Genomic DNA, 26,881 nt, shown 5'->3' on the forward strand with positions numbered 1-26,881 from the left:
CTGAATGGTTATGCCTGATTCACCGGGTTTTCTAAGATGATAGGTATTGGTGTTTTGTGGAACTCCTGCAAAATCCAGCATGGATTCTGTTTTGGTATAGCCTCCCAAATGGTTGATAGAATATGTACCTATAGCTCTTGCTTTATTATCATAATAAGTGTAGGTTTTGCTCCAGTTATCATCTTCAACATTCTTCACCAGACTCATGACAGGAAGTCCTTTCGTACTTCTTCCATCTGTACCAGGCGTTTCCGTCAATACGGTTTGCCCCTGAATAGTTGCTGGAAAAGATGGATTGAAGCTGTAAGCAGGATAAGTATCATAATAATTAATGCTTAAAACCTGTACCAGATTAGCAGGAAGAGCCCTGTTGGTATAATAGATAGGCATCCCGTTTATGGTAAAGAATGCTTTACTTCGCTTTTCGTTGATATAGACAGCTGCTGTTACATTGGTCTGAAGGGTCTGTCGTGTAGCATTATTATTGGTAATACCATTCAAAATCACTCTGCCAAACTCATCATATTTCATTAGCAGCCATTTTCCCTGAGCTTTAAGATTTGCATCCTGAGACATTACGAGCTGGTCAGCCTTATTGTATACCATATATTCCCAGCCTTTTCCGGGAAGTTTCTTTTCTACCAGACGGTTTTTCTCATCATAACGGTATTGATAACACAAGTCACTGAGTGCTGGGTTCACATCTGTAAGAGTGGAGGCTGTGGGAGGAATCACAAAAGCTAACTGGTCATATTCATTGTATACATAATAGGTGTCTGCATTGCCTGAAGCATTGATTAGTTTTCTTACCAGAATGACCTGTCCTTTCCCGTTTTTAAATTCTATGGTTTTGTTTCCGTCTTCATCAGTCACCGTATTTTTATAGAGCTTAGACTCGGAGTAGATTCCTGTTGACGGTGGAAGTTCACTTTTGGTAGCTGCATTTTCCCACGTCGTCGTAGTGGTAAACATTTTTACAGCATCAGCGGTTGTATTGGCTTCATAATCAAACTTTACAGGCTTACCAGCCCAGTCATTTCCCACCTGGATCTGTTGCTGGATTCTGTTCAAAGGCGAATTTTCCAATACTTTCTCTGAAAATATTTTTTCTGAACCATAAGGTGTATTGGTCGCATTCGATAAAGGATTAGGAACAATAGCTCCATTAAGGGTTTGGGACTGGGGAACAGGAAGATAATCTTTGACCTGTCTTCCAAAACCGTCATATTCAATATGGGTAACCACATCTTTTCCCAGTGGGGATGCTTTTACATTGACTACCTGCTTAGGTCTTCCCAATCCGTCAAAATACTGTACGGTTTCGGCAGATTTTGTAGCAGTAGCTCCATTGTAATCAAGATAGGTTTTAGCCTGGATATAGTTTTCTGTATTAGGAAGTGGAGTGAGCTGTGCCTGTAAGCTTGCTGTTAGCAGTACTCCTATAGGGATTATTATCTTTTTCATCGGTATTAGTTTTTATAGTTGTACTTCATTTCCTTTACTACTTTTTCATTCGCATCAGCTACTTTTATCAGCCTTCCTGCCGTATCATAAGTGTAAAACTCTGTGATCCCTGTTGGCGGAGTGATACTTCTGACTCCTATCAGAGGATCATAGGTATAAGTAGTGACCGGAGAATTAGGAAACTGAGCTCTGAATGTCCTCAATGCGCTTAATAATGCAGTTTCATCATTATTGGAAGTAGCTGCTCCATCTGTATCAGAAGCACTGACAATAGCACTGGCAGCAGATGAAATCTGAGCATAAGTTACTCCTTCAATTTTAGCAATAGGTTTTGTATTGTTATATCCCCAGATAATGACTGTTGGAATACCGTCTTTTGTGGTATACTGTTGTAAGTTTCCGTTTGAGTCATATTTATCGTAGGTAACTTCTGTTGATTGTGCTCCGGTATTAATTCCATAAGAAATTACTGAAGTAGGAAACAAAGTTGCTGGATCATCATATTTGGTTTCTGTTTTTGAAAGCGTTTTTCCGGCTGGATCACTTGCATTCTGCTTCTTTGTGACACTCGTTTCTAAAGGAATACTAATCATATTGGCATTGATCAACTTTTGATTGCCTTTTTCATAAGCATACTGATACAAAGTCTGTTGGCTGGAACCAGAAGTTTCAACATCTATCATCATCGGATTGGTATGTTTATAATTGGTATCATAAGTATAATTGGTAATCTCATCAATACCATTACTATTATTGGCTAAATAATTAGTGGTTTTCATCATTTTCTTCTTTACCCAGGCAGATGATATTTCATATCGGTTAACCGTAAACGTTGTAAAATTGGCAGCAATCGCTTTGATTCCAATCACATAAGGTCTTATCGGCAGAGTTGGAAATCCTGCACTATAATCGTTGGAAAGACTATTGAAATGATTATCAAAATCATAGGTGATAACATCTTTTTTCAGCAGCTTTTTCTGAGAATCATAATAATTTCGTCCGATTAAAATTCCACGGGCAAACTGATTGTTGGCATAAGTGAATATGGGGCTTCTGGCATTTTTAGCATTGGTATGACTAAGATTCATGTATTCATCTGTAGTTTCGTAACTTTCTGCTGCATTACTGATATTTTTGACTCTGGTTGTCACTTTATCATACACTGTAGGTTTTCCATTGATGGTTGTAATATTGAAGTTTCCGGTATTGCTGATCACCATCTGTTCACAGCTGTATCCTGCCACCTTATCCTCTGCCACTTCCTGGATATAAGAATAGTCTATATCATCCCCCATATATTTTCCGGTGGATTTGCCATTTGCATCTTTATAAATAAACTCTGTTTCTTGAGCCAGCGTATTGCCATCGCTGTTCTTTATTTTTTCTACCCGGATTCCCCCTACAGATTTATTGTACTCTTTATTTTCAGATATACTGTCAACCCATTCCACATTCAAGGTAGCATACTGACTGCTGTTTACGTTTCCTACCTTTCTGATCCTTATTTTATAGGAAGGTTTCTTGTCCACAATCATTTCGTATTGTTTGTTGATCAGGAATGTTTGAAGGACTGTATTGTTATTGTCCAGTAACTCCCCTACAAAATGAGGTCCCTCCGGCAGGCTCCCTTCTGAACCTTCTGCAGGGCTGGTAGTACTTTGAAAAGTAATCTTAAAATCCACCTTATTTCCGTCTCTGCTCACATTGAAAACACCGCCTAAAGGTTCCAGGTTTGAAATAAGAAATTCCTTTTTCCCCATTTGTGTTTCTACTCCACTAAAATAGAAATCATCCAATCCGTATTCCAGGTTCATGGTTCCCCCAGTCGGATATTGGACCTCTTTTAAGCTCCCTGACACCGCATAATTAATATCAGGCCTCTTATCATCCCCATAGCCATAAGTTTTATCATCATATGTTATATAGGGAATTCCCTGGTTAAAGGTCTTCCCGTTATAGAATCCTACATAATCAGTCTGTTCAGAAAGTCTGTTCGGTAAAGGATAATTTTCATAATACTGAAGTTTGTATTTTGAATTATCTTTCAGGTTCACAACCTCTTTTAATTTGAGTCTTTTAGTCAGGTAAGGGAAATCAGCTTCAAAACCGGGAACTACCGGTGAATCTGTACTTATAAAGTAATCTTTAACCAAACTATAATCTGATACCACCGCTTTCTGAGGGTTTCTAATCTCTACTTTACTTAAAGAAAGTCCATTATTGATATCTTCACGGCCATTATATAGGAACTTCATTTCGTTTCCTTCAAATTCAATACTCTGCAGTACATTTTCTAAAAGAACTCTTGTTCTTGTAACGAATTCTTCATTAATAGTCCCATTTTCAACATTACATGCCCTGCCTACTCTAAGTCCTTTATAGAAACTGCTCAGATAATCATAGTTGCTAGTTAGGTAATTGAATTTTATTTCCTTTCCTGTTGGTAAAAGAATTCTTGTAATGACAAAGTCTGTCGTATTAAAATCTTGTGGATCAGGTGCATTACCACCTCCAACATTTTGGGTCTGATTTCCCGGCTTGAAATAATATTTTATCCCTTGGTTATCTGTAAAAACAAATGAGTCTTCAATCTTTACCGTACTATAGGGGATTTGAATGATTTTCCCGGCACTGTCATAATAAAACTCTCCTGAGCTGCCACCAATAGCATAAGAATAGATATCAGGCTGGGTATCCGGTGCTCCAAGTCCATTTTTGAGGGTCATAGCAAGGGTATAATCATTTGGGTTCCCTTGGACAGGATTAAAATTATCAGGATTAATATATTGTATTTTTCCCTTATCCTCTCTTCCTAAAATCTGTTTGGATAATGAAAGGCCTCCAATAGATAATGACCATCCAAGACCAACTTTTGAGGCTGTTTCTTTTACTTTCACTCCTGAAGCATGATATTTTAAGGAAACCGGTAAACTAAAATCACCTACTTTGATGGTATACAAAGGAATATCAATACCTACCGCTCCGGTATGGGTAGAAGTGGGTATATCAATATGTTTGGATAGCTGACTTGCGTCTGGAGATTTTATAGTGAGGTTATATTTACTGTCTTTCGCATCTACTGATTGTGCATAGCCCAGGGCACATCCACAGATGATCAGAGAAGCTGCAATTACTTTTTTCATCGTGTTTATTTTTTAATCAATTTAGCATTCGCTGTTTTATTTGTATCCGTTTTTATGGTCACCAGATAAGCACCTTGTACAAGAGCCTGTGTACTCAATTTGGTAACATTATTTTTAGTTTTTATATTCTGAAGCTGTCTTCCGCTCATATCATACAGCACAATATCAGCTTCTTTGAAATTAAAACCGATTTCTACATAAGCATAATCTGATACAGGATTCGGATAGATCTTGATATCATGTTTCTCAATCAGCTGATCAACCTGTTTATCTCCCAGCTTTACAATCTTCCAGTTTTCTTTTCCTAATTCCTCCGCGCTCGTTCCAGCCAGAACGATAGAACCGTCTCTGTTAAGTTTCAGATCTGAAAGTCTCTCTTCTCTTTTTCTGGAGTCTCCACTCACATGTTTTCTCCACTGTTCATTTCCGTTGCCGTCAAGATAGAGCATCCAAAAGGTCTCATCATCCTTTTCTATTCTTCCTTCTGCCTGCGTATAACCACCCAACAATATTCCTTTTGTGACATCTTGGTTCCTGGCTCTCGGCTCTTGACTCTGTATCACATTCATCCCCATCAGAATATCCCTGTTCTTGAAATTGTAGGATTTCTGCCAGATCTCATCCCCTCTTTCGTTCAGTGAGATCAGCCAAAGGTCTGTTCCTTCTTCAATACCTACTGATTTATTTCCGGATCTTTCGGATCTGGATTCTCCTCCGATAATGAAACCGGTTGAAGTTAAAGCCAGGGTTCTGATATGGTCATCGCCTTTTCCTCCAAAGTTCTTTTCCCATTCTAGTTTTCCATTTTTATCCAGTTTGACAATCCAGTAGTCGCCTTCACCGAAATTGCTGCTGGCTTTTGGCAGCTGGCTAATGGCTGTTGAGGCAGCAGGCCTTTCAGTCGAAGGTGTAATCTCAGGATTCCCAACCCCGGAACCTGAACCCCGAACCTCGGAACTCCTCGAATAGATTCCCAGTAATGCTCCACCGTCTTTTGTTGGGATCATTTTCTCGACTTCATCTAATCCTCTTCCTCCCAGAATAAGCTGAGAAAGCTCTTTCCCTTCTTTATCCAGCCTGGTGATCCAGACATCTTTTGAACCATAGCCTTTGGATGAGTTTTGTATATTTCCGGCTACAAAAAATCCTAAATCTGTGGTCTGAATCACTGCTTTGGCTTCTTCATCTGAAGATGTTCCCAAGGTTTTCTGCCACAGTTCATCACCAAATTCATTCAGCCTGATCAGCCAGATATCCGATCCGCCTTTGGAATCTTCTTTTTTATCCAGTCCTTTGCTTGAATATGTGGTGCCTGAAACCAGAAATCCTCCATCCTGCGTAGTAACCGTTGCGGATAAATAATCGTGGTTTTGTCCGGCAATATATTTCTCCCAAACCTGTTCGCCCTGCTGGTTGAGTTTTACCAAATGGAAATCGTAACCGTTATTGAGCTTTTGGTTATTAGCAGCTAAAGACTGGCTTTTAGCCTGAATGCTGCTTCCTGTGATAAGATATTGCTGATCAATAGTAGTGATTACCTGATTGAGAAAATCCTGAGTGGAAGATTTGATGTCTTTCTGCCAGATCACTTCCTGGGCAGAGAGGCTCAGGATGGTGCATAAAGTCAATGCACCCATGTAGAGTTTTTTCATGGATTGTGTAAGTTATCATTATTTAATTCGCTTGCAAAAGTATTACTTTTACCTCACTGTGAAAAGATTTATTTTATCATATTGATATGAGATTTATTACAACTTGACATTTTTGTTTTCCGTCCCACTTCTGTAATGAAACAAAGGTAATCTGATAAAGCGACAGAATATGTCGTATTATCAACAATGTTGGCATAAATGTCAGGGTAAAAACGATGTGCTCTAAGAAAATTTTAACTGAAAAGGGTAATATAAATACAACTGGCTGTTTTTTTAGCTTTGAAGCAAGAGCATCTTCACATTAATATTCATGAACAGTTTTTGGGAAAAATAAATTTTCACCTGTGGGGATTCACAAAGTTCCATACGGAATTGATAAACTCACTGTTTTTTTCATAATACAAAAGATGTCCACCGTCAATGGAAACCACTTTTTGATTTGGAAATTGGAATGTTTGATAATGCTTGGTTCCTACGGCTTTGTCTTTTTTTCCTGTAATAATTAATACAGGGACTTTAATGTCTTTTGTAAGAGGTGTGTAGTCAGTATAATATTCAGGATACTCTTTGGGCTTTGTGATCACTGCCATTCCAAAATCGATGATCCTTGGATGAAGAGAATCTATTTTGTCCATTTGTTTAATGGTTTCGATATCATCCGTAAGAAATTTATACCCGATACGCTTTTTTCTCATTAAGCTGCTTACTTTTGAAATTTCTGACTGAAGGCTGTCTTTGGAAATGTCTTCGGCAGGGGAGTGAAGGAGTTCATTTCCATACTCTATCTGTTCTCTTACCGATTCATCATTGAGGAAATGTAACGTGATATTGGCGAGGATAAGTCCTTTTGTGTATTGAGGATATTTTTTAGCATAATTAACTGCAATAATTCCTCCAAAAGAATGTGCCAGTAAGAAAACCTTGTTCAGTTTCATATGTTGTCTCAGTTCTTCAATATCCTGGATCATTTTGTCAAGATGATAATTCTCTGCCTGACCTGATCCACCGGAACCACGTTGATCCATATAGATCATTTTCATATTTTTTTCAAGGTTGTTTCCGCCCATCAGTTCAAATGAAGGATATCCCTGTCCGGGACCTCCGGGAACATAGATACAGGCTTCCCCTTTTCCGGAGACTTTATATTTGAGTCTGATATGGTCAGCGGTTTCAAAAAAGCCTTCAGAACTGTTGTTTTGAGCAGAAACAGCAATCATAGATAGAAAAAAACAGATAAATATCGAGATGGTTTTCATATACTAATAACAGTTGGGAGAACCTGTTTATTACTTTTCGATATATTATTTTTTCATACATCCAAGCATTGGAGGTTTTCTGTTAAACCTGATTAATTCTGTCAAAAAATATGTGATAGAGACATCTCAGACAGTTAGGGAACCGGATGAAATTTCAGGTTGCTTTAAGTGAGCTCAGCAATTTTTTTAAAGAGTCCGGGATAATGGATGACCAATCCATTTTCATCCACTACAATGTCAGCTTTAAAATCGGTTTCAATATTTTCGTACAGATATCCGGCGGTGCTTGTTTTGGTATACTGTTGCTTGACTGGTTTAATATGATTGTTTAAAATATCAATATAAATAACCTCGATCTTCTGCGAGTGGTTTTCAGTTAGAATCAAATTATTGATCGGCAATGTATTGGTAAATGGGGTTAAAGAGATATCAATATATTTGAATCCTTTCAATTCAGGATGTATCATATTATTGATCTCCCAATGATCCTGTTGTTTTTTTCCTGTTATCTTAGTCTTTATGGTATTGATCTCAGATTCAATTAAAAATTCCAGCATTGTCCAGTCTTTATCAATGATGAGTTTATAATCTACAGCATAAATTTTATCATGATAACAGCCAATGATTTTTGACAGTACAGTATAGTTTTTATCATTTTCTTGTATGTTAACATATTCGAGAGACTGATAAATTATTCCTTGCCATATTAATGTTTTCATTTTGTTTCGGTTTAATGTAATGTCAGTGTTAGAGTATATTGAATGGAATATTGATTAATGGGAAATTCTTCGTTTCCTGATCCTGCTTAATGTTTCCCTTGCTACGCCTAAGAAAGAGGCCAGTTGGGTAAGTGATACCCGCTGCAGCATTTCGGGGTATCTGTTTTCAAGATATTCTAATCTTTCCCGGGCAGAATAAAGTTTGAAAAGATTGGAAAACTCTTCCTGTTTTGTGGCAAACTGACGGATACAATGACGTCCCAGGCTTTCAATTTCATGAGATTCTTTAGCCATTGTAAACAATTTTTCTTTATTGAAAATAACCGTATGTACTTCTTCACATGCTGCCATATTGAACTCAGATGGTTGTCCGCTGCCAAAGCTGCTGATATTGGTGGCGATTTCATTTTCAAAGAAAAAGCTGGTATTTTTTATCACTCCGTCTATCTCATAATACGTTTTACAAAATCCTTTATCAATAAAAAATAGAGAATGGCAGATCTCTCCCTCCTGCAGCATAAGTTCATTTTTTTTAAAACTTTTTTCAGACAGGGCAGGCTGGAGCAAAGACCAGCTTTCATCAGAAAAAGGAGTGAGAGAACGGAGATAGGTCAGAAGATTTGTCATATGTCAGCTATTATTCTTTAATCTGGTCAGACACGAAGAGATTATTCTTGTTGATATTTAGAATATTTTCGTTTGTAGTATACCAGTGAACAAATTGATCATATTCAGCTTTATTATTTTCCTGCCAGTTTTTAAATGCTTTCTGATCACCAATTTGGAAAATATAATGATTGTATGCGTTAAATACATTATGATCTTCCATTGTTTTATGATAACTAAGGAGTACATTAGGATTATCTATATAATCTTTTGTATAATATTCTTTCAGAAACTGTCTTCTGATTTCAGATAAGGTATTGAGATTAATTTCTTTTTGATTAATTATAGAAAGGGCAAAGTTTTTAGCAAAAACAATGCAGAATGGGAATTTTTTATTTTTATCATATTGTTGGGCATCTATTACAGCTGGACATAAGTTTGTTTTTATCCCTTCATTATCAAACTTTACTGCCTTTTTATAATTTTCGTATAAAAGCATACTTATTTCTTTGGTACGCGATGTCGTACGTTCCAGATTTACAAATATTTCCCCATAAATAAGCCCAGACAGAAGATCATTAGAATTTAAATAAATTTGTGAGACCCTATAATAATTTGATGGATATGAAGGTTCTGCTTTTATGCCTTTCTCATACGTTTTAATAGCTTCATTGAATTTTCCTTCAAATTCCAAAACCACTCCTTTTTCAAGATATAGTTTTCCTGAAGCCGGAAATTTTTTAAGCCCTTCATTATAGACGCTTATTGCTTTTTCAGGATTATTGGAAAGATCGTAAGCGCTGCCAAGCAATGCGTAGTAATAGTCGTCAATATTAGAGTGATCTTTTGCCTTGTTAAGTTCTGAAATAGCCAAAGTGTAATCCTTTTTTTTGATATATGCTAAGGCAATTTCATAGGGGTAAGTATAGTCCTTTGGGTCTATTTTTTCACAGTCTTTCAAAATGGAGATTCCTTCATCATATTTTTCTGCATCAATTAATTTTATTGCGTCATGAACTTCTTTACATTTAAATGTCTTTTTTTGAGCATTCGTCAGTTGAAAAAAGCTTAAGGTGACCAGAAAAAGGGTAGTACGTAACATTAACTTTCAGGTATTAGTTTATTACAAAAATGCATTTTTTTAATTTAAAAAGGAAAAAACTATTCCAGATCCAACGTCATAAAAAGGGCAATCTCGTCAGAATTATTATACAATCTTGTGTTCATGCCGGTAATATTGAAGCCCATTCTTCTGTAAAATTGTATCGCAGGGTAATTGGTATTCTGGGTTTCAAGTTCAATAACCCGGCAGTTTAATCTTCGGGCTTCTTTAATGGTATTTTTGATCAGTTGTATACCGGCACCCTGTCTTCGGTGTTTCTCATGGATCAGGATGTTTTCGATATAAAAACTGTTGTTCCAGGTTCTTTGCTCACCAATAATCCAGCCTACCAGCTCATGATCAATATAAGCTCCGAAGGAATTTCCTTTTTTAATGATTGTATTAAAGGTTTCAAGCTCATCAGAATCAGTTTCCCATAGTTTGGTATAGGATAAAGCTTTTTCTTTTACCGTAAATTCGAAAACGCCGCCATATTCTATGGAAGATACGGAATATATGGTATCCGTAGTATAGCCGTTGTGCCCCCAGTCTGTGGTAGGATTGTTGGTAAGCCTTTCCAGTTTTTTTATTTCCATAAGATGATGTTAATAGGAAGTTTATTACATTTCAGTACAGATCTCAACCAGGTAATTATCAAGGTCTTTAATATACGCTGTTTTTTGTCCCCAGGGTTTTACCGTGATGTTTTCATACAGAACGGCACCATTTTTAACTGCTTTTTCTACCAGTGTTTCCACGTCATCCGTAGTAAAGCCCAATTCTATTCCGAAAGGTTGGACTTCTGATTTCGAGGTTAAAAATCCCTTTTTTAAATTGGAGCTGGCCAGGCTGATCGATGCAAAAGAAATAGTTGTTTCTCCGGTAAGCAGCTCTCCGTAATCTTTTTCAGGAGTAATGAATTTTATTTCTGTATCAAAAGTGTTTTTGTAGAAATTCATTGATTTTTCTACCTCTTCTACATACAGGATAACATATTTAAATTTAATCATATTATTGGATGATATTATTTTTTCTTGATAATATAGTCTTCGTCTACCATCAGTTCGATATGAGGCCCATTAAGCGGATAATATTTCATACCTCCAAAATGACCGAAATGAAGCGGGTATTTTTGACTAAGATCCCTTACTTTAGCTCCAAAGGTGTTGATATCAATATCTATAACCTGATCTTTATATTGCCTTCCATTAGTAAAGAAGAGCATAAGGTTACATTGATCACCAAAGTAGAAATCGTGGTAGTAAAATACGCTGAGGTTTTCTTCATGGCATATTGCAACCAAATCATTAATGAAATCCTTTTTATATGCCAGCGGAATATTACAGTCAACTCTTATTGAAAAATTTTCGGCATTATTCTGTCTGAAGTCTGAACCTGTCATCTGAATAAACCGATGTTCTATGGTTCTGAATATTTTCCTCTCTGGAAGATAGTTTTTGGTATACTGAATTTCAAAAGGAATCTGCTCATCTAAAAGTATGGTATTTTGATCTGTCAACAGTTTTTCAATTTCAGCAGCTAACTGAAAGTAATAGTCAAAAAGCTGATCATTTCCAATAGTCATCATCACCTGATTGCCATTGATTTTTAGCTGTAAATAGGTGTAAGGGAATTCTGCTTTTAAAATTTCCAGCCTGTAGAGGAAATTTTCAATATCATCCACCTGAACTTTTGTCTCCAGCCCGGCAGGATTGTCGGCATGGCCGCCATATCCCTGCAAGAACTTAAAATATTTAAAATGATATAAATTTTCAGGAAATTTAAAATACCAGTATACTCCTAAAATCATGGATGAATTGATTGGTGAATTGAATATTGATCAAAATTAAATAAAATTTCACACTCCAAAACATTCAAAACCCTTAAATTTGTGGTCAATAAAAATTTACTTGGATGCTTAGGAAAATTTCAATTGCGGCAGCTGCTGTTTTGTCCGTAGTTACAATCAATGCGCAGAAGAACAAAAATACTCAACTGGAAAGACCGAAATTAGTGGTAGGTTTGGTGGTAGACCAAATGCGTTGGGATTATCTATACCGTTTTTATGGTAAATATGGAAATGACGGTTTCAAAAGACTGTTGAATACAGGATATTCTTTAAATAATGTACATATTCCTTATGTCCCTACGATTACCGCTTTAGGACATACATGTATCTATACCGGGTCTGTACCTGCAATCCACGGAATTGCCGGAAACGACTGGACAAATAAGGAAACGGGTAAAGGGGTGTACTGTACGGCAGATGACAGCGTTCAGCCGGTAGGAACTACCAATACTAAAACAGGAAGCCATTCTCCAAAAAACCTTTGGTCTACAACCGTAACCGATGAGTTGAGACTGGCCACGAACTTCCAGGGTAAGGTGATAGGAGTTTCTCTTAAAGACCGTGCTTCTATTCTTCCTGCAGGTCATACTCCGAATGGAGCTTTCTGGTTTGACGACAGTACCGGGAACTTTATTACAAGTACATGGTATATGAAAGAGCTTCCACAATGGATACAATCATTCAATGCTCAGAATTTACCTGAAAAATTAGTAGCCAACGGCTGGAATACTTTACTTCCGATCAATCAGTATACAGAAAGTTCACCTGACAATTCTTCATGGGAAGGTCTATTGGGAAGTGCAAAAACACCTACATTCCCATATACCAATCTGGCGAAAGATTATCAGACAAAGAAAGATAATATCCGTTATACACCTTTTGGAAATACATTGACATTAAAGCTGGCTGAAGCTTCTGTAGAAGGAGAGCAGTTAGGGGGAGACCATATTACAGACTTCTTAGCAATCAATTTAGCTTCTACGGATTATGCAGGTCATAAATACGGACCGAACTCTATTGAGGTTGAAGATGTCTATATCAGACTGGATCAGGATTTGGCTCAGTTTTTCAGCTACCTGGATTCAAAAGTAGGAAAAGGGCAGTATACGGTTTTCCTTTCAGCTGACCACGGAGGGGCTCATTCTGTAGGATTCCTTAAAGAGCATAAAATTACTACAGGCTTTTTTGGAGAAGGCATGGAAAAAAACCTTAATCAGAAACTGAAAGAAAAATTTGGTGCTGATAACCTGATCAATGCTATAGACAATTATCAGGTGTATTTTGACAGAAAAGTATTGGCAGATACTAAACTTGAGCTGGATGATGTGAGAAATTTTGCGGTAAAAGAACTTGAAAAAGATCCTACTGTTTTATATGCTGTTTCTGTAGACAGAGTTCAGGAAGCCAGTATTCCGGAGCCTATCAAACAAAGAATTATCAATGGGATCAACAGACAGAGAAGCGGAGATATTCAGTTGATTTCTCATGACTCTATGCTTCCTCCTTATTCTAAAACAGGAACTACACACAGTGTTTGGAACTCTTATGATTCCCATATTCCATTGATTTTTATGGGTTGGGGAGTTCAGCAGGGAGAAAGCAATAAAGAATACCACATGACAGATATTGCACCTACGGTTTCTTCTTTATTGAAAATCCAGTTTCCAAGTGGAAATGTTGGAAATCCAATTACAGAAGTGATGGGTAAATAAATTAAATAACATCAGTATATATAAATGGCTGCTTTCAACTATTGGAGGCAGCTTTTATTTTTATAGTATTCATCAAGGTCGGTTGCTGTACAGGATTTTCTAATACTTATGAATAAGACGTAATTTTTTACCTGTTATTTCACTTTTTGTCTAATACATTTAAAAAGCTATCTTTGCAAAAATTATGGTTTCCAATATATTGGAATGAAAAGGGAATCGGGTGGAACTCCCGGACTGTCCCCGCAACTGTAAATCGCAACAAAAGTTTCTGTAAAAAACCACTGTGTAAAAACGGGAAGGTACAGAAGGCGAAAGTCAGGAGACCTGCCAGAATAATAATCAAAATATATATTGCTTTCGGAGGAAGAGTAAATTAGTATGGATATAAAAAGATCTTTAGTACTGCTTTTTTCGTCTTATGGCTGCTTTCTTTTTGGACAAGAGAAGGCCTTGGATACTATTTATGTATTCGACAGCCAGATGAACAAAGTAAAGCTCTTTCATCATGTAACGAATATTACCAATGAAGATGCTGAAAAAAACTCAACTAACCTTTCCGAATTACTGAGATTTCAATCTCCTGTGTATATCAAAGAAAATGGACGGGGTGCTGTTTCTTCACCTTCTTTCAGGGGAACTACCGCCCAGCAGACTGCTTTTGTATGGAATGGAATTAATATTAACTCCAGCTTTTTAGGACAGGGAGATATCAATAATATGGCTTTGTTTGGATATGACCAGATCGGAATTAAACCTGGTGGAGGTAGTGTTATTTATGGCAGTGGCGCCATTGGGGGAAGTATTCATTTGAATAACAGCCTTGATTTTAATAAAGGGTTTCATGCTTTCCTGTTTTCAGAATTTGCGTCTTTTAATACTTATAATAATGTTGTTAAAGGTTCTTACAGCAATGATAAGTTCAGCTTTAAAGTTTCCGGAAGCCATTCTATAAGCCAGAATGATTATGAAGTAGAAGAAGCGGGCGGAAAGAAGTATACGAATGACAACGGAAAGTATTACAATACCAATTTCAATATAGCAGCAGCTTATAAAATTGCTCCCCATCATCAGATCTCATGGATATCAGAGACTTTTAACGGAAAACAGCATTATCCTGTTCGTTTTGGTGATCTGGAAACCAAGACAAAGTATCATACCCAGAATTTCAGAAACCTGATGGCCTGGGATTGGAATACCACGCGTTTCAGCAATTCATTTAAAGCAGCTTATACCGAGGAAAATTTTCAATATTTTGGAGATATTGCAGAACCGGAAACCAGTGGAGGTGCCGGAAAGAATTATATTTTGAAAAATGATTTCAATTACTTCCTCAATTCAAAATGGAATATCAATATTATCGGGGAATTTCAAGTGAATAAAGGTAAGGGAGAAGGAAGCTCAAAAATAGGTGATATCAGCAGAAATGCCGGGTCTATTGCCGGATTACTTCGTTATTTTCCTACCAAAGACTTAAGGTTTGAAGCCGGAATCAAGAAAGATTTTGTGGAAGACTTTAAATCACCGGTCTTATTTTCTTTTTCAGGAAAATGGAATGCCACCCAATGGTATGATGTAGGGCTAAGTGTTTCAAGAAACTTCAAAGCTCCTTCATTTAATGATCTTTACTGGACGCCGGGAGGAAATCTGAATTTAAAGCCGGAAACTTCCTACCAGTTTGAATGGAGTAACCAGTTTAAATTAGGAAATTTTAAATTATCTATAGCTCCTTACTATATGAATATCCGTGATATGATCCAATGGCTTCCAACAATTTCCGGGTATTATGGAGCTAGTAATACCAATAGGGTAGAGTCTTATGGAGTAGAGTCGCAGCTGGAATTTGAAAAAAAATTCGGGAAGCATATGTTGAAATCAAATCTTGGGTATTCTTATACGAAATCTAAGGACCTTGATATTCAGAAACAACTTATGTATGTGCCTTTACATAAACTTACAGGAAGTATAGACTACCGATATGATTTTGTGAAAGTATATGTACAGGGAATGTTTAACGGGCTTACCTATACAGATTCCAATGAAAAAAGAAGTGATGCCTTAGATTCTTATTTTGTGATGAATGCCGGAGCCAGCGCTGCATTTTTTAAAAACTACAGCCTGGGTTTTAAAGTAAATAATATTTTAAATGAAACTTATTATACGATGCTTTCCTATCCGTTACCCGGACGAAATTACAGTATAAGCCTTACTATCAATTTTTAAAATAAATTAATTATATATGAATATCAGAAAAATTTTACCTCTTGCATTTGCTTCCATGTTACTTTTCAATGTTTCATGTAGCAGCGATAGCGATGACATTGTAGAACAGCCAATTACTTATGAAGCTGGAGTGCTTATTTCCAATGAAGGTGGATTTACAACCACTACTGCTGAAGTTTCTTTCGTAAGCAGTAATCTTGCTAATCTGTATGACAAAATTTATGCTTCTAATAACAGTGGTGAACCTCTTGGAAAAGTTCTTCAGAGTATAGGTTTTCAGGGAGACCGTGCTTATTTAGTATCTAATGTTCCTAATAAAATTGACATTGTAAACAGATATACTTTCAAAAAACAAGCTACTGTAACGGCTAACCTTGATGGAGCAAGATATATTGCTTTCTCAGGAAACCAATATTATGTAACCAACAATAACTTTACAACAAATAAAAGAAAGCTGAATGTTTACAATACAGGCGACAATTCTTTTGTAAAGAGTATTGATTTTACAAATGCTGCTGAAAAAGTGGTGGAAGCTGAAGGGAAAATTGTAGTACAGACTGATGGTACAGGATATGACGCCAGTTGGAATCCAATTGCAACAGGATATACGATCTCTGTGGTAAATCCGACTACAAATGCAGTGAGCCAAACAGTAACTCTTCCTGCCAACGGAATTATTAAAGATCTTATTTCTTATAAAGGAACTGCTTATGCATTGGTTTCCGGGGATACCAATTCTTATATCTATAAGATCAATACTGCAGACGGAACATTTACAGCAACAACAACTCTTCCTATCCCTAAAGTTCAGAAGCTTAGAGCGGAAGATAACAAATTCTATTTTATTACAGATACCAACAAAATATACGGAATGACTATTGGTGCTGCTGTACCTACGGCTCCTATTATGACAGCTACAGGTAATGTATATGGATTTGATGTAATTGACGGCAGAATCTTTGCTTCTGATGCAAGTTTTTCAGCAGACAGTAAAGTGAATGTTTACAGTGCAAACAACGGAACTTTATTGAGAAGTTTCACCGCAGGAATCGGAACAAACGGTTTCTATAAAAACTAAGATACAAGGCTCTGGCCTGTATACATAAATTTTATTTTTTCATCATTTGTGTTTTTTTTCGGCCGGCTCTTTTGAGACCGGCCGATTTTGATTTACATATTTAATAAAAAACCGGCTGGAAATCTTTTCCAGCCGGTTTTTTTGTGATGTAAGCTTATATTTTCAGTCCTAGTTTTTCTGCTTCAGCAATCACAAATTTTGTTGCTTCGTCTTTTTCGTTAGGAATTACCCCTTCAAGGATAGCTTCTTTTACCTTTTCCTTTAAAATACCAATTTCACGGCCCGGTTTAAGCTGAAACATTTCCATGATCTCTTCTCCGGTAATAGGAGGCTGGAAATTCCTTACCTGATCCTTTTCCTCTACTTCTTTGATTTTGACAGCCACATATTCGAAGTTCTTTTTAAATTTATCCTGTTTTTTAGAATTTTTTGTAGTAATATCTGCTTTACAAAGGGTAAAAAGATCTTCAAGGTTTTCACCGGCATCAAATAGCAGTCTTCGTAATGCCGAATCAGAGGCATCATCTGTGATCAGGGCAATAGGTCGGGAGGAAAGCTTTACCATTTTCTGAACATACTTCATATCGCTTCCTAAAGGCAGTTTAAGCCTTTGAAAAAGAGCTTTTACCATTTTTGAACCTAAGAATTCATGTCCGTGGAATGTCCATCCTGTTCCTTCAACAAACTTTTTAGTAGGAGCTTTTCCCACATCGTGAAGAAGTGCTGACCAACGCAGCCAAAGGTTATCTGTATTCACAGAAATATTGTCTACGACTTCTAACGTATGGTAGAAGTTATCTTTATGGGTCTGTCCTTCCACTTCTTCTACACCCTTAAGCTCTATAAGCTCAGGAATAATAAGTTTTAAAAGGCCTGTTTGCTCCATTAGGCTTAATCCTACAGAAGGTTTTTCAGAAAGCATGATTTTGTTAAATTCCACCATGATTCTTTCCATAGAAACAATTTCAATTCTTTTGGCTTCCTGTCTGATGGCCTCCAAAGAATTTTCTTCAATGGTAAAGTGTAATGTGGAAGCAAACCTTATCGCTCTCATCATCCTCAATGGATCATCAGAATAAGTTTGTGCAGGCTCTAGCGGAGTTCTTAAAATTCCTTTCTCCAGATCCTCAATTCCATGAAATGGATCAATCAGTTCTCCGAAATTATCTTTATGTAAAGAAATGGCCATGGCGTTGATGGTAAAATCCCTTCTTTTCTGATCGTCCTCCAATGTTCCGCCCTCCACTTCAGGCTTGCGGCTGTTTTCAGTATAACTTTCCTTTCTCGCTCCCACAAATTCCAGATCAAGGTCCTTGTATTTGATCATAGCCGTTCCATAGGTTTTAAAAACAGAAACTTTTAGGTTAGGATCAATATCCTGAGCGACTGTCTGAGCAAGCTCAATACCGTTTTGTTCGGTGACAAAATCTATATCTGTAGAAGCTTTTCTTTTCATTAAAAGATCCCGGACATAGCCTCCGACAATGTATACGGACTGATTATTTTTTTCCGCAGCCTCAGAAATTATTTTGAAAAGTTTTAAATTTTTATTTTGGGTAAGATTAATTTTCATCGTTAGTAAATAGCGTCAAGTTGTACTCATATCACCCATTAATCATAATGAGCATACATTTTATTAATTTTTCCTTCTTCATTAAAAAACATGACTTCAACAGCCTGTTTGTCCATAATAGATTTGTAGAATAATACCACAGAATCAACTCCTGCAGTAGATTGTATCAGCTCAAAGTGAAGATCAGGAAACTTTTCCAGGGCCTTCCTCCAGTAATCACGAACGGCTTGTTTTCCCTGTAGTGAACTTTCCTTTCCTCCTGTAGCCATAGAAATCATTGGTGTTGTGATTTCAATATCTTCAGAATAATGAGATAGAATAGCTTCTAAATCATGAGAATTCCAGACATTTATCCACTCCCGGGCAAAATCTTTATGGTTTATCATATATTGTAATGAGTTGGAATTTTGCAAAGATAGAACTAAAAAAAGAAATCCTGCCGATATGAACAGACAAGACTCTAAAATAGACATCAATACTTTTTATTCACGAAGAACTTTGATTCGGTTGTCACTCCATATTTTGATCACCGAAGATCCTGAATATTTTGAAACTTTATCCCTGTCTTCTTCCACCGCATAATCTACAAGACTGATCATTTCATCTGAAATATCTGAAAACTTCAACGGACTTTTCTCACCACTGAAATTAGCTGAGGTAGAAACCAACGGTTTATTCAGTTTTGTAATTAATTTTTTACAAAAGTCATTTTTTACCAATCTGATACCAATACTGCCGTCTTCGGCAAGTAATTCTTTGGGCAGCCCGCGGGGATTTTCATAAACAATGGTAACGGGTTTTTCACTAAGATCAATAATTTCCCATGCCATTTCCGGAACATCCACCAGGTCCTGAAGTCTTTTTTCAGACTCCACCAGAATGATCATGGATTTATTTTTTTCACGCTTCTTAATGTCAAAAATTTTATTGACAGCCTCTATATTGGTAGCATCACAACCAATTCCCCAAATAGTATCTGTAGGATAAAGAATTGTTCCGCCGGATTTTAATATTTCGATAATATGTTCCATAATGGTATTGAATTCAAAACAGTCTATAAAGGTAGAGAATCTGGGAATTTCGGGCAAAGAATTGAGGAATAAATGATATTGTATTTTAATTTTTTTAGGTTTCGGCTAAAGCCAATGGAAGATTTTTAATGAAACAACGGGTTAAAGCCTAGTGATGGTCGGAAGAAAATCCGAGCACGACTAGACTTTAGCCCGTTCCTATTGATGATTGTATGTTTTATATTAATGATGTATGATTATACATGTAAATATATGCTTTCAAAATAATTATGCGTTATGTTCTTAATTCAATAGAAATGGGCTTTAGCCCATTTTAACAAAGAATAGGTGCATTTGGCTTTAGCCCAAACCTATTTTTTAAAATTATATTTTTCAATGAATTCCAGATACTCTTCAGTAAAACTCTTTTTCTGATGATGTCTTTCCTGATTTTTAATATAATTTCTTACCTGATCTACCATTGATTCGGAAATGGAAACTGCAAAATATTCATCCTGCCATGAAAACTTATCTTTTGTAAACTTATTTTTATTGATCCAATAAGAAGATTCTCCTTTTATTAATTGGACTATTTTTTCAATATTTTGATCTGAACCTAAAGAAATAAGACAGTGACAATGGTCTGAATATCCATTGATCATATCTAAAAATATTCCTTTTTGTGTAGCATATTCTTTGATATGTTTCCATACTTTTATTCTTACATCAAAGGTATTAAGAAAGGGATCTCTATTTTTTGTAGAGAAAACAAGATGAATGAAAATTTTGATAAAGGACATTTGTGTTGTTTTAACCAAAAATAATATTTTTTTATTAAGTTTCGGCTAAAGCCAATGGAATATTTTTTAATAAAAAACGGGCTAAAGCCCCGTTCCTATTGATGATCTATGCGTTTTAATTAATAATGTAAGATTGAATTATACAAATATGTATTTTCAAAAATTATTATACGTCATTTGTTAAATTTAATAGAAATAGATTTTATTGCTATAGAAGATTAATCTGGTTTATATAGACAATATTCAACCAACAATACGGATATAGTTTTAAGAGAAGGATCTCTATTTTTTGTAGAGAAAACAAGATGAATGAATAATTATGCGTTATGTTCTTAATTCAATAGAAATGGGCTTTAGCCCATTTAACAAAGGATATGTGCATTGGCTTTAGCCCAAACTTATATCTTCGACAGTAGAACTCTAATGTATCATTACATCCATCCCAATTTAGATAAATATCTTTCCTCAATAATATTCAAATGGTGATAGTTGTGTCCAACGATCAATTTTCCAATGGTTTCTACTGAAATTTCGTTGCCATTAGCAATCCCTTTGTTTTGTAAAACGGAGGGACTGAGACTTTCTAATAAGATCTGAGAAGATTTTCTTACCAGTTTATATTCTTCCAGCAGAGACTCTAATGTTCTTTCATCTGCAAAAGAGTTATTGGCATATTCATTTTCATCAAATCCCGGAAGATTATTTTTGTCACCTCTTGCAAAAGCCAATATTCGGTATTGAAAAACTCTTTCGGTATCTGATAGATGTAATAGAAGCCCTTTCAATGTCCATTTCCCTTCAGCATAGGCAAATCTGGATTGTTCTTCCGTAAGATTGGAATAAATTCCTATTGTTTTCTCTTCTGATATTTTTAATTCTGCCAACCAGTTTCCTGTTGGCACCTGATCTAAATATCTTTGAATATATTTCTGAAAATCTGTCATATTTTTAATTTTTTTACGTTAGATAGATTTTGTAATGCTGTGAGGTCGCACGCTATACATCGTACATTATACAAAAAATCATGAATTGCTCCACTCATAGAAATTGACGGAGTCATACAATTCAAAACCGCAGGCAGGGTATAATTGATTTCCGATATCATTGCTTTTACCCGTTTCCAGTAATATGCCACAGGCTTTTGATGATTTGCATACATCTTTAGATGCTTCTATCAGTGCTTTAGAATATCCTTTTCCTCTGTGATTTTCATTGACGTATAAGTCATTCAGCAGCCAGTAACGCTGCATTCTGGTGGATGAAAATAGGGGATATAATTGTACAAAACCTGTCAGTTCTTCATTCTCTTCTGCAACAAAAATTTCAGAATCTTTATTTTCAAGTCTTTCCTGAAGAAATTTTTCGGCTGAAGGAATATCTGATTCTTTATGATAAAAAATCCGGTATTGGTCAAATAATGCCGCTAATTGAATGAGGTCGTTAACGACCGCTTTTCTTATATTTTTCATAGATATTTGGTGATCATAGGTGAAATAAAAAGGAGTATTTAAATGATAAACACTCCTTTTTACTATTGTATATTAAGAAAAAGCTTTCTCCAGATCTGCAATAAGGTCTTCAGCATCTTCAATACCAACGCTTAAACGAACTAAGTCATCTGTAATTCCTAATTCAGCACGTTTTTCTGCCGGAATAGAAGCGTGAGTCATTAAAGCCGGGTGATTGGCTAAAGATTCTACACCACCTAAAGATTCAGCTAATGTAAATACTCTTACTTTCTCTAAAAACTTGATGGCATCTTCTTTTTTTCCGGATTTGAAAGTAAATGATACCATTCCTCCCGATTCTTTCATCTGAGATTTTGCAAGCTCATACTGTGGGTGAGATTCTAATCCAGGGTAGATTACTTTATCTACAGCAGGATGGGTTTCAAGGTATTTTGCTACGGCAAGCCCGTTGTCAGAATGTCTCTGCATTCTTAATGCTAAAGTCTTAATCCCTCTCAATACAAGATAAGAATCATGAGGTCCTAAAATACCGCCGCTTGCAAACTGAATAAAGTGAAGTTTTTCTCCCAATTCAGCATCTTTAGCAATCAGTGCACCTGCAATTACGTCAGAATGTCCTCCTAAATATTTTGTAGCAGAATGCATCACAATATCAGCTCCTAAATCAATTGGTCTTTGGATGTAAGGCGTAGCAAAAGTATTGTCTACAGCTACTAAAATATCTTTTCCCTTAGCAATTTCTACTACGGCTTTGATATCTACCAACTTCATCAATGGATTCGTTGGCGTTTCTACCCAGATTAATTTTGTTTTATCAGTAATTACGTCAGCAATTTTAGAAACATCATCAAAGTTCACGAAAGTAAACTTCAGTTGATATTTTTCAAAAAGTCTTGTAAACATTCTGTAGGTTCCACCGTAAAGATCATCTACAGCAATAACTTCATCGCCTGGATTTAATAATTTTAAAACACAGTCGATAGCAGCAAGACCTGACCCGAAAGCGAGTCCTCGCGCTCCATTCTCAATACTTGCCAAAGAGTCTTCCAATGCCTGTCTTGTAGGGTTGGCAGCCCTTGAATATTCATATCCGGAATGTACTCCCGGGCTTTTCTGTGCAAAGGTAGACGTTAAAAATACAGGTACATTTACAGAACCTGTTGCAGATTCATGATGCTGCCCTCCGTGAATTACTTTTGTATTAAAATTCATATTTATATAATTTGATATTTTGAATGGATTATTTGAAAATGAAAGGATGTTTACCATCATTTCAAATGATCCTATTTCCAAATTGTTGTTATTTTATTGCTGACTTTACTGCAAATTCTTCTGCAATTTCTTCCATCCACTGCGCTACATCTTCCTCTCCGGTAGCTCTCTGATAGGTACTTCCTAAAGAAACTAAGATCTGGTGGATAAACATTTTCATTTGATCTACAGGCATTTCTTTTGTCCAAAGGTCTATTCTTAAAGCTTCCATTGCTTTATCATCCCACACAGAGATCATGGTTGCTTTAGTTTCTTCTTTCTCCACTCCGCCATCCTGTGCATTCCATGTTATATTTTCAGGAATGTGGTTTTCATCCAGCTCTACATCTATCGTAATCTGAGTCTTTCTCATTTTTTCTATTTTTCTAAATTCTAAATTTTCTATTATTTAAGTTTCGGTTTATAACCGGACTGATTGAAGATTGTTGTCGCGTCCATTTTCAGGAAGGCCGTCAGCTTCGTTTCAGGTTTTTCTTTAAGATAAGCTTTACAAATCTGCCATCCTGTAAAAATTCCAATTTGTGGTGAAGATTCATTATCAATTTCTGTATAAAATTTGGAGAAAGGTCCCGGAGCAATAAAACGTTCTCCTAACCTTGGATCGTCTCCAAAGAGCAGATTGCTTTCCACAAAATAATTCCAGATATTGGCTTCATTTACCTTAGCCCATTCATACTGTTTCTGGGTATAATTCATTTTCAGGTAATCAGGGAAATCCGGTAAGAAAGCATCCTGAAGAGTCATTACCTTTCCGTTCAGGATCACCTGGTCAATAAATTTCTGGTGATCCGGAGATTCTGTAACAATATTTTCAGCAAATAATTGTGAAACCTTAGGAACAATATTCTGAGGGTTCATCGATTTCTGGAAATAAAGCTCCAATCCTTTGTAATGAGCATTGCCGTCACCCATAAAACCTGTAATATCTATAAACAGGAGATTCCCTTTTTCATCATAAAAAATAGGGTCCTGTACCATCTGTAATGCGGATGAGAAAAGATATACTTTAGGACTTTTGAACTGTGGAAAATAATACTTGATATGTGAAAATAAATCCTGCAGTTCTTTCTGAAGTTTTACCCCATCAATTTTTCCAATCGCTTCTTTATAGATTTTTATTTCTTCAGCATCAGCTCTTCTTTTCTGAAAGTCAGCATCTGAAACACTTCCCTGAAACCAGGGAAACTTAGCTTTAAACTGCTCCAGCGGAGTATCCGGATTGTAAAATTCTTTTGAAATATCCGTCACTTCAACTTTTTCAGCGGTATTTTTTATCTCTACCTTCCATAGATTTTCCGGTTCTTTTTTGCAGGAATCCAATCCCAGAACTAAAACAGAAGAAAGCGCAATCAATCTAAAAATCTTCATTATTTTTACATGAAATTAAGTGTACAAAAATAAGGATTAAAAAGACAATTAATGATGAAAATTAAAATATTTACAGCACTATGCTTTATTTGGGGATTTTCTTTTTTCCACGGCCAAAAGCTTGAGTTTAAAGATAAAAACTTTGAAAAAGCAGTTCTTGAAAATTTTGACCTGAATAAGAACGGAATACTGGAGAAAACTGAAACAGGCTTGATCACAAACTTATTTTTAGTTCAGAAAGGAATTACATCAGCGGAGGATTTACGTTTTTTTGAACATGTAAAAATGATTGTTCTGGATGATAATGTTATTTCCAATATAGCCATAAGCAATATGGACAAGCTGGAACTGTTCTCATGCACAGGATGTAAGATTACTTCTTTCACAGCAGAAAATCTGAAAAGTATGACCTCGCTGTATCTGGACAATAATCTTTTGGAAACGATTTCATTAAAAGGCACTCCAAAAATTGATCAATTAACATTATCTTTAAATCAATTAAAAACGATCGATTTGACCCCATTTAAAAAATTAAGAAAGTTAAATCTTGAACATAATAAACTCCAAAAACTGGATATTTCGGAAAATGTTGATCTGCAGACGGTGAACGTTGGCGGAAATAAGATGAAAGAAGCAGATATAAAGAAGGGAATGAAAACCAATATTACTATTTTTGGAACCGAAGAATAAACTGATGATATGAGAATAGAGACCGACCGACTGATTTTAAGAAAACTTGAGGATACTGATTGTGAACGGATGTTTATTTTGCATTCTGATCCGGAGGTGATGAAATATCTTGAAAAGCCTGTAACACATATTCAGGAGTCAAAAGATATGATAAAAATGATTCAGAAGCAGTATGAAAAAAATGGAGTGGGAAGACTTGCCGTTATTGAAAAAGAAAGTGAACTGATGATAGGCTGGAGCGGGCTGAAATTATTAACGGAACCTATCAATAACCATGTCAATACGCTGGATCTTGGATATCGTTTCATTCCTGAATTCTGGGGGAAAGGTTATGCTATAGAAACAGCAAGAGCTGTTCTTCGTTATGGTTTTAATGAATTGAATGCAGATTTTATTTATGCTTATGCAGATTCCGGAAATACAGGATCCAATTATATTTTAGGAAAACTGGGATTTGAACGGACCGGAGAATTTGAAGATTCTGGGGCGATCTGTTTTTGGTATAAACTGAAACGTGAACAATATATTTAATAATAGTATGACCATACGCAAGGAGGAAGAAAAAGACCATAAAAAAGTATTTCAGCTTATAGAAGAAGCTTTCAGGAATATGGAGCATAGTGATCATCAGGAACATTTTCTTGTTGAGAAATTAAGAAAATCTGATGCTTTTATCCCTGAACTGTCATTGGTAGCAGAAAATGAACATGGTGAGATTACCGGCCATATTCTTTTTACAAAAATTAAAATAGATAATGGCTCAGAATCTTATGAATCGCTGGCATTAGCTCCTGTTTCAGTAAAGCCCGAGTTTCAGAATAAAGGAGTGGGCGGCAAGCTTATTCTTCAGGGACATTCGATAGCCAGAGCACTAGGATATTCTTCAATTATACTTATCGGACATGAAAATTATTATCCAAAGTTTGGTTACGAAAAAACCAGTAAATTTGGGATCACTTTTCCGTTTGAAATTCCGGAAGAAAACGGAATGGCTATTGAATTGACAGAGAACGGATTAAAAAATAAAAAAGGGATGGTGAAATACCCTAAAGAATTTGGAATAGATTAAAAAATATAAGCAATGCAGACACAAAAAGTGATAGATCATATTGTAAGCTGGTTAAAAGATTATGCAACAAAGGCTAAAGTAAACGGTTATGTATTAGGCGTTTCCGGAGGTGTGGATTCCGGAGTGGTTTCTACCTTGGCGGCAATGACCGGCCTGAAAACTTTATTGATCGAAATGCCCATCCGCCAAAAAGCGGATCAGGTAGATAGAGCAAGGGAACATATGAATGATTTGAAATCAAGATTCCCGAATGTAGAAGTGATGTCTGTGGATCTTACGCCTGCATTTGAAGAGCTTTATAAAACTTTTGATGTAAAGGATGATTTATATCCTAATGAAAAATTAGCTTTTGCCAATACAAGATCCCGTTTAAGAATGCTTACCCTTTATTATTATGGGCAGCTCAATGGGCTTTTAGTATGCGGCACAGGAAATAAAGTTGAAGATTTCGGAATCGGATTTTATACAAAATACGGAGATGGTGGAGTAGATATTTCTCCCATTGCAGACCTTTATAAAACAGAAGTTTATGCTCTTGCGAAAGGATTAAACCTTATTAAAAGTATTCAGGAAGCCATTCCTACGGATGGACTTTGGGATGTAGACCGCACAGATGAACAGCAGATTGGAGCTACATATCCGGAACTGGAGAAAATTCAAAAAGAATATGGCACCAAAACGGCAGAAGATTACGAAGGAAGAGATAAAGAAGTTTTTTTAATCTTCGACAGAATGCATAAAGCCGCCAAACATAAAATGGACCCTATTCCAATTTGTGATATTCCGGAAGAGTGGAGAAGCGAATAAAATTATTGCATCATTAATAAAG

Annotated in this window: 26 protein-coding genes and 1 riboswitch; of the genes, 7 read left to right on the forward strand and 19 right to left on the reverse strand. The window is 36.1% G+C overall.

Going from position 1 to position 26,881, the window contains the following annotated elements; all coding sequences use genetic code 11:
• The 10 genes from MP478_RS21650 to MP478_RS21695 form a co-directional block, all read right to left on the reverse strand.
• Nucleotides 1–1,464, reverse strand: a 1,464-nt coding sequence (locus MP478_RS21650; protein WP_257201630.1) for a DUF6443 domain-containing protein, incomplete at its 3' end; no start/stop codon positions are given.
• Between the two features lie 5 nt (nucleotides 1,465–1,469).
• Nucleotides 1,470–4,607, reverse strand: coding sequence for a hypothetical protein (locus MP478_RS21655; RefSeq protein ID WP_257201631.1), 3,138 nt, complete (start codon nucleotides 4,605–4,607; stop codon nucleotides 1,470–1,472).
• Nucleotides 4,608–4,612: 5 nt separating this feature from the next.
• On the reverse strand, nucleotides 4,613–6,259 hold the full coding sequence (locus MP478_RS21660) for a T9SS type A sorting domain-containing protein (protein ID WP_257201632.1): 1,647 nt from the start codon (nucleotides 6,257–6,259) through the stop codon (nucleotides 4,613–4,615).
• A 338-nt stretch (nucleotides 6,260–6,597) separates the two neighbouring features.
• Nucleotides 6,598–7,515: an alpha/beta fold hydrolase gene (locus MP478_RS21665; RefSeq protein ID WP_257201633.1), complete on the reverse strand. Its 918-nt coding sequence runs from the start codon at nucleotides 7,513–7,515 to the stop codon at nucleotides 6,598–6,600.
• A gap of 164 nt (nucleotides 7,516–7,679) precedes the next feature.
• Nucleotides 7,680–8,234 carry a putative glycolipid-binding domain-containing protein gene (locus MP478_RS21670; RefSeq protein WP_257201634.1) on the reverse strand — a complete coding sequence of 185 codons (555 nt, stop codon included), beginning with the start codon at nucleotides 8,232–8,234 and terminating at the stop codon, nucleotides 7,680–7,682.
• A 54-nt stretch (nucleotides 8,235–8,288) separates the two neighbouring features.
• Nucleotides 8,289–8,861, reverse strand: a complete 573-nt coding sequence (locus MP478_RS21675) for a Crp/Fnr family transcriptional regulator (RefSeq protein ID WP_257201635.1) — start codon at nucleotides 8,859–8,861, stop codon at nucleotides 8,289–8,291.
• Nucleotides 8,862–8,871: 10 nt separating this feature from the next.
• On the reverse strand, nucleotides 8,872–9,942 hold the full coding sequence (locus MP478_RS21680) for a lipopolysaccharide assembly protein LapB (protein ID WP_230037189.1): 1,071 nt from the start codon (nucleotides 9,940–9,942) through the stop codon (nucleotides 8,872–8,874).
• A 59-nt stretch (nucleotides 9,943–10,001) separates the two neighbouring features.
• Nucleotides 10,002–10,538, reverse strand: coding sequence for an N-acetyltransferase (locus tag MP478_RS21685; protein ID WP_230037187.1), 537 nt, complete (start codon nucleotides 10,536–10,538; stop codon nucleotides 10,002–10,004).
• A 24-nt stretch (nucleotides 10,539–10,562) separates the two neighbouring features.
• Entirely contained in the window at nucleotides 10,563–10,952 is a 390-nt protein-coding gene (locus MP478_RS21690; protein WP_257201636.1) for a VOC family protein, read from the reverse strand.
• A gap of 14 nt (nucleotides 10,953–10,966) precedes the next feature.
• Nucleotides 10,967–11,752: a hypothetical protein gene (locus MP478_RS21695; RefSeq protein WP_257201637.1), complete on the reverse strand. Its 786-nt coding sequence runs from the start codon at nucleotides 11,750–11,752 to the stop codon at nucleotides 10,967–10,969.
• Nucleotides 11,753–11,856: 104 nt separating this feature from the next.
• On the opposite strand from MP478_RS21695, the gene pafA reads away from it, so the two are divergent.
• The 3 genes from pafA (at nucleotide 11,857) to MP478_RS21710 (ending at nucleotide 16,801) form a co-directional block, all read left to right on the forward strand.
• Nucleotides 11,857–13,503 carry an alkaline phosphatase PafA gene (gene pafA / locus MP478_RS21700; protein WP_257201638.1) on the forward strand — a complete coding sequence of 549 codons (1,647 nt, stop codon included), beginning with the start codon at nucleotides 11,857–11,859 and terminating at the stop codon, nucleotides 13,501–13,503.
• A gap of 168 nt (nucleotides 13,504–13,671) precedes the next feature.
• Nucleotides 13,672–13,850, forward strand: a riboswitch (cobalamin riboswitch).
• 31 nt (nucleotides 13,851–13,881) lie between these two features.
• Nucleotides 13,882–15,723 carry a TonB-dependent siderophore receptor gene (locus MP478_RS21705; RefSeq protein ID WP_257201639.1) on the forward strand — a complete coding sequence of 614 codons (1,842 nt, stop codon included), beginning with the start codon at nucleotides 13,882–13,884 and terminating at the stop codon, nucleotides 15,721–15,723.
• 16 nt (nucleotides 15,724–15,739) lie between these two features.
• Nucleotides 15,740–16,801, forward strand: a complete 1,062-nt coding sequence (locus tag MP478_RS21710; RefSeq protein WP_257201640.1) for a hypothetical protein — start codon at nucleotides 15,740–15,742, stop codon at nucleotides 16,799–16,801.
• 154 nt (nucleotides 16,802–16,955) lie between these two features.
• On the opposite strand, the gene MP478_RS21715 is transcribed toward MP478_RS21710, so the two are convergent.
• The 9 genes from MP478_RS21715 to MP478_RS21755 all read right to left on the reverse strand — a co-directional run bounded on the left by MP478_RS21715 (nucleotide 16,956) and on the right by MP478_RS21755 (nucleotide 24,293).
• Nucleotides 16,956–18,374 (reverse strand): CCA tRNA nucleotidyltransferase, encoded by a 1,419-nt coding sequence (locus MP478_RS21715; protein WP_257201641.1) that lies wholly within the window; start codon nucleotides 18,372–18,374, stop codon nucleotides 16,956–16,958.
• Nucleotides 18,375–18,412: 38 nt separating this feature from the next.
• Nucleotides 18,413–18,760: a nuclear transport factor 2 family protein gene (locus MP478_RS21720; protein ID WP_257201642.1), complete on the reverse strand. Its 348-nt coding sequence runs from the start codon at nucleotides 18,758–18,760 to the stop codon at nucleotides 18,413–18,415.
• 96 nt (nucleotides 18,761–18,856) lie between these two features.
• On the reverse strand, nucleotides 18,857–19,405 hold the full coding sequence (locus MP478_RS21725; RefSeq protein WP_257201643.1) for an L-threonylcarbamoyladenylate synthase: 549 nt from the start codon (nucleotides 19,403–19,405) through the stop codon (nucleotides 18,857–18,859).
• Between the two features lie 350 nt (nucleotides 19,406–19,755).
• Nucleotides 19,756–20,184: an IS200/IS605 family transposase gene (gene tnpA, locus MP478_RS21730; RefSeq protein ID WP_257191722.1), complete on the reverse strand. Its 429-nt coding sequence runs from the start codon at nucleotides 20,182–20,184 to the stop codon at nucleotides 19,756–19,758.
• 431 nt (nucleotides 20,185–20,615) lie between these two features.
• A complete protein-coding gene (locus MP478_RS21735; protein ID WP_257191721.1) occupies nucleotides 20,616–21,128 on the reverse strand; it encodes a DinB family protein in 513 nt (170 codons plus the stop codon).
• 78 nt (nucleotides 21,129–21,206) lie between these two features.
• Nucleotides 21,207–21,653, reverse strand: coding sequence for a GNAT family N-acetyltransferase (locus MP478_RS21740; RefSeq protein ID WP_257201644.1), 447 nt, complete (start codon nucleotides 21,651–21,653; stop codon nucleotides 21,207–21,209).
• A gap of 72 nt (nucleotides 21,654–21,725) precedes the next feature.
• Complete coding sequence (locus MP478_RS21745; protein ID WP_047492187.1) at nucleotides 21,726–22,865, reverse strand: cystathionine gamma-synthase; 1,140 nt, start codon at nucleotides 22,863–22,865, stop codon at nucleotides 21,726–21,728.
• Nucleotides 22,866–22,953: 88 nt separating this feature from the next.
• The gene (gene gldC / locus MP478_RS21750) at nucleotides 22,954–23,277 is read right to left on the reverse strand and encodes a gliding motility protein GldC (protein WP_123857252.1); all 324 of its coding nucleotides are present in this window, start codon (nucleotides 23,275–23,277) and stop codon (nucleotides 22,954–22,956) included.
• Nucleotides 23,278–23,309: 32 nt separating this feature from the next.
• Nucleotides 23,310–24,293, reverse strand: a complete 984-nt coding sequence (locus MP478_RS21755) for a gliding motility protein GldB (protein WP_257201645.1) — start codon at nucleotides 24,291–24,293, stop codon at nucleotides 23,310–23,312.
• Nucleotides 24,294–24,344: 51 nt separating this feature from the next.
• Between MP478_RS21755 and MP478_RS21760 the strand changes: the two genes are divergently transcribed.
• Genes MP478_RS21760 through nadE form a run of 4 tightly spaced genes read left to right on the forward strand, consistent with a single transcriptional unit; the run spans nucleotide 24,345 to nucleotide 26,859 of the window.
• Nucleotides 24,345–24,983: a leucine-rich repeat domain-containing protein gene (locus MP478_RS21760; RefSeq protein ID WP_257201646.1), complete on the forward strand. Its 639-nt coding sequence runs from the start codon at nucleotides 24,345–24,347 to the stop codon at nucleotides 24,981–24,983.
• Nucleotides 24,984–24,992: 9 nt separating this feature from the next.
• The gene (locus MP478_RS21765; protein ID WP_257201647.1) at nucleotides 24,993–25,514 is read left to right on the forward strand and encodes a GNAT family N-acetyltransferase; all 522 of its coding nucleotides are present in this window, start codon (nucleotides 24,993–24,995) and stop codon (nucleotides 25,512–25,514) included.
• A 7-nt stretch (nucleotides 25,515–25,521) separates the two neighbouring features.
• Nucleotides 25,522–26,052 carry a GNAT family N-acetyltransferase gene (locus MP478_RS21770; protein ID WP_230037158.1) on the forward strand — a complete coding sequence of 177 codons (531 nt, stop codon included), beginning with the start codon at nucleotides 25,522–25,524 and terminating at the stop codon, nucleotides 26,050–26,052.
• Between the two features lie 12 nt (nucleotides 26,053–26,064).
• Nucleotides 26,065–26,859, forward strand: a complete 795-nt coding sequence (nadE, locus tag MP478_RS21775; RefSeq protein ID WP_257191716.1) for an NAD(+) synthase — start codon at nucleotides 26,065–26,067, stop codon at nucleotides 26,857–26,859.
• Nucleotides 26,860–26,881: the final 22 nt, after the last annotated feature.

The organism is Chryseobacterium sp. WG14, assembly GCF_024586945.1.
Classification (GTDB): Bacteria; Bacteroidota; Bacteroidia; order Flavobacteriales; family Weeksellaceae; genus Chryseobacterium.

Bases quoted from the DNA above. Each gene is read 5' to 3' on its own strand.
- MP478_RS21665 (WP_257201633.1), bottom strand. From the start codon at position 7,515: ATGAAAACCATCTCGATATTTATCTGTTTTTTTCTATCTATGATTGCT.
- MP478_RS21680 (WP_230037189.1), bottom strand. From the start codon at position 9,942: ATGTTACGTACTACCCTTTTTCTGGTCACCTTAAGCTTTTTTCAACTG.
- MP478_RS21725 (WP_257201643.1), bottom strand. From the start codon at position 19,405: ATGGAACATATTATCGAAATATTAAAATCCGGCGGAACAATTCTTTAT.
- MP478_RS21710 (WP_257201640.1), top strand. From the start codon at position 15,740: ATGAATATCAGAAAAATTTTACCTCTTGCATTTGCTTCCATGTTACTT.
- MP478_RS21705 (WP_257201639.1), top strand. From the start codon at position 13,882: ATGGATATAAAAAGATCTTTAGTACTGCTTTTTTCGTCTTATGGCTGC.
- MP478_RS21740 (WP_257201644.1), bottom strand. From the start codon at position 21,653: ATGAAAAATATAAGAAAAGCGGTCGTTAACGACCTCATTCAATTAGCG.
- MP478_RS21760 (WP_257201646.1), top strand. From the start codon at position 24,345: ATGATGAAAATTAAAATATTTACAGCACTATGCTTTATTTGGGGATTT.
- MP478_RS21670 (WP_257201634.1), bottom strand. From the start codon at position 8,234: ATGAAAACATTAATATGGCAAGGAATAATTTATCAGTCTCTCGAATAT.
- MP478_RS21735 (WP_257191721.1), bottom strand. From the start codon at position 21,128: ATGACAGATTTTCAGAAATATATTCAAAGATATTTAGATCAGGTGCCA.
- MP478_RS21695 (WP_257201637.1), bottom strand. From the start codon at position 11,752: ATGATTTTAGGAGTATACTGGTATTTTAAATTTCCTGAAAATTTATAT.
- MP478_RS21715 (WP_257201641.1), bottom strand. From the start codon at position 18,374: ATGAAAATTAATCTTACCCAAAATAAAAATTTAAAACTTTTCAAAATA.
- MP478_RS21685 (WP_230037187.1), bottom strand. From the start codon at position 10,538: ATGGAAATAAAAAAACTGGAAAGGCTTACCAACAATCCTACCACAGAC.
- MP478_RS21675 (WP_257201635.1), bottom strand. From the start codon at position 8,861: ATGACAAATCTTCTGACCTATCTCCGTTCTCTCACTCCTTTTTCTGAT.
- pafA (WP_257201638.1), top strand. From the start codon at position 11,857: ATGCTTAGGAAAATTTCAATTGCGGCAGCTGCTGTTTTGTCCGTAGTT.
- MP478_RS21720 (WP_257201642.1), bottom strand. From the start codon at position 18,760: ATGATAAACCATAAAGATTTTGCCCGGGAGTGGATAAATGTCTGGAAT.
- MP478_RS21745 (WP_047492187.1), bottom strand. From the start codon at position 22,865: ATGAATTTTAATACAAAAGTAATTCACGGAGGGCAGCATCATGAATCT.
- MP478_RS21655 (WP_257201631.1), bottom strand. From the start codon at position 4,607: ATGAAAAAAGTAATTGCAGCTTCTCTGATCATCTGTGGATGTGCCCTG.
- tnpA (WP_257191722.1), bottom strand. From the start codon at position 20,184: ATGTCCTTTATCAAAATTTTCATTCATCTTGTTTTCTCTACAAAAAAT.
- MP478_RS21765 (WP_257201647.1), top strand. From the start codon at position 24,993: ATGAGAATAGAGACCGACCGACTGATTTTAAGAAAACTTGAGGATACT.
- MP478_RS21690 (WP_257201636.1), bottom strand. From the start codon at position 10,952: ATGATTAAATTTAAATATGTTATCCTGTATGTAGAAGAGGTAGAAAAA.
- nadE (WP_257191716.1), top strand. From the start codon at position 26,065: ATGCAGACACAAAAAGTGATAGATCATATTGTAAGCTGGTTAAAAGAT.
- MP478_RS21770 (WP_230037158.1), top strand. From the start codon at position 25,522: ATGACCATACGCAAGGAGGAAGAAAAAGACCATAAAAAAGTATTTCAG.
- MP478_RS21755 (WP_257201645.1), bottom strand. From the start codon at position 24,293: ATGAAGATTTTTAGATTGATTGCGCTTTCTTCTGTTTTAGTTCTGGGA.
- MP478_RS21660 (WP_257201632.1), bottom strand. From the start codon at position 6,259: ATGAAAAAACTCTACATGGGTGCATTGACTTTATGCACCATCCTGAGC.
- gldC (WP_123857252.1), bottom strand. From the start codon at position 23,277: ATGAGAAAGACTCAGATTACGATAGATGTAGAGCTGGATGAAAACCAC.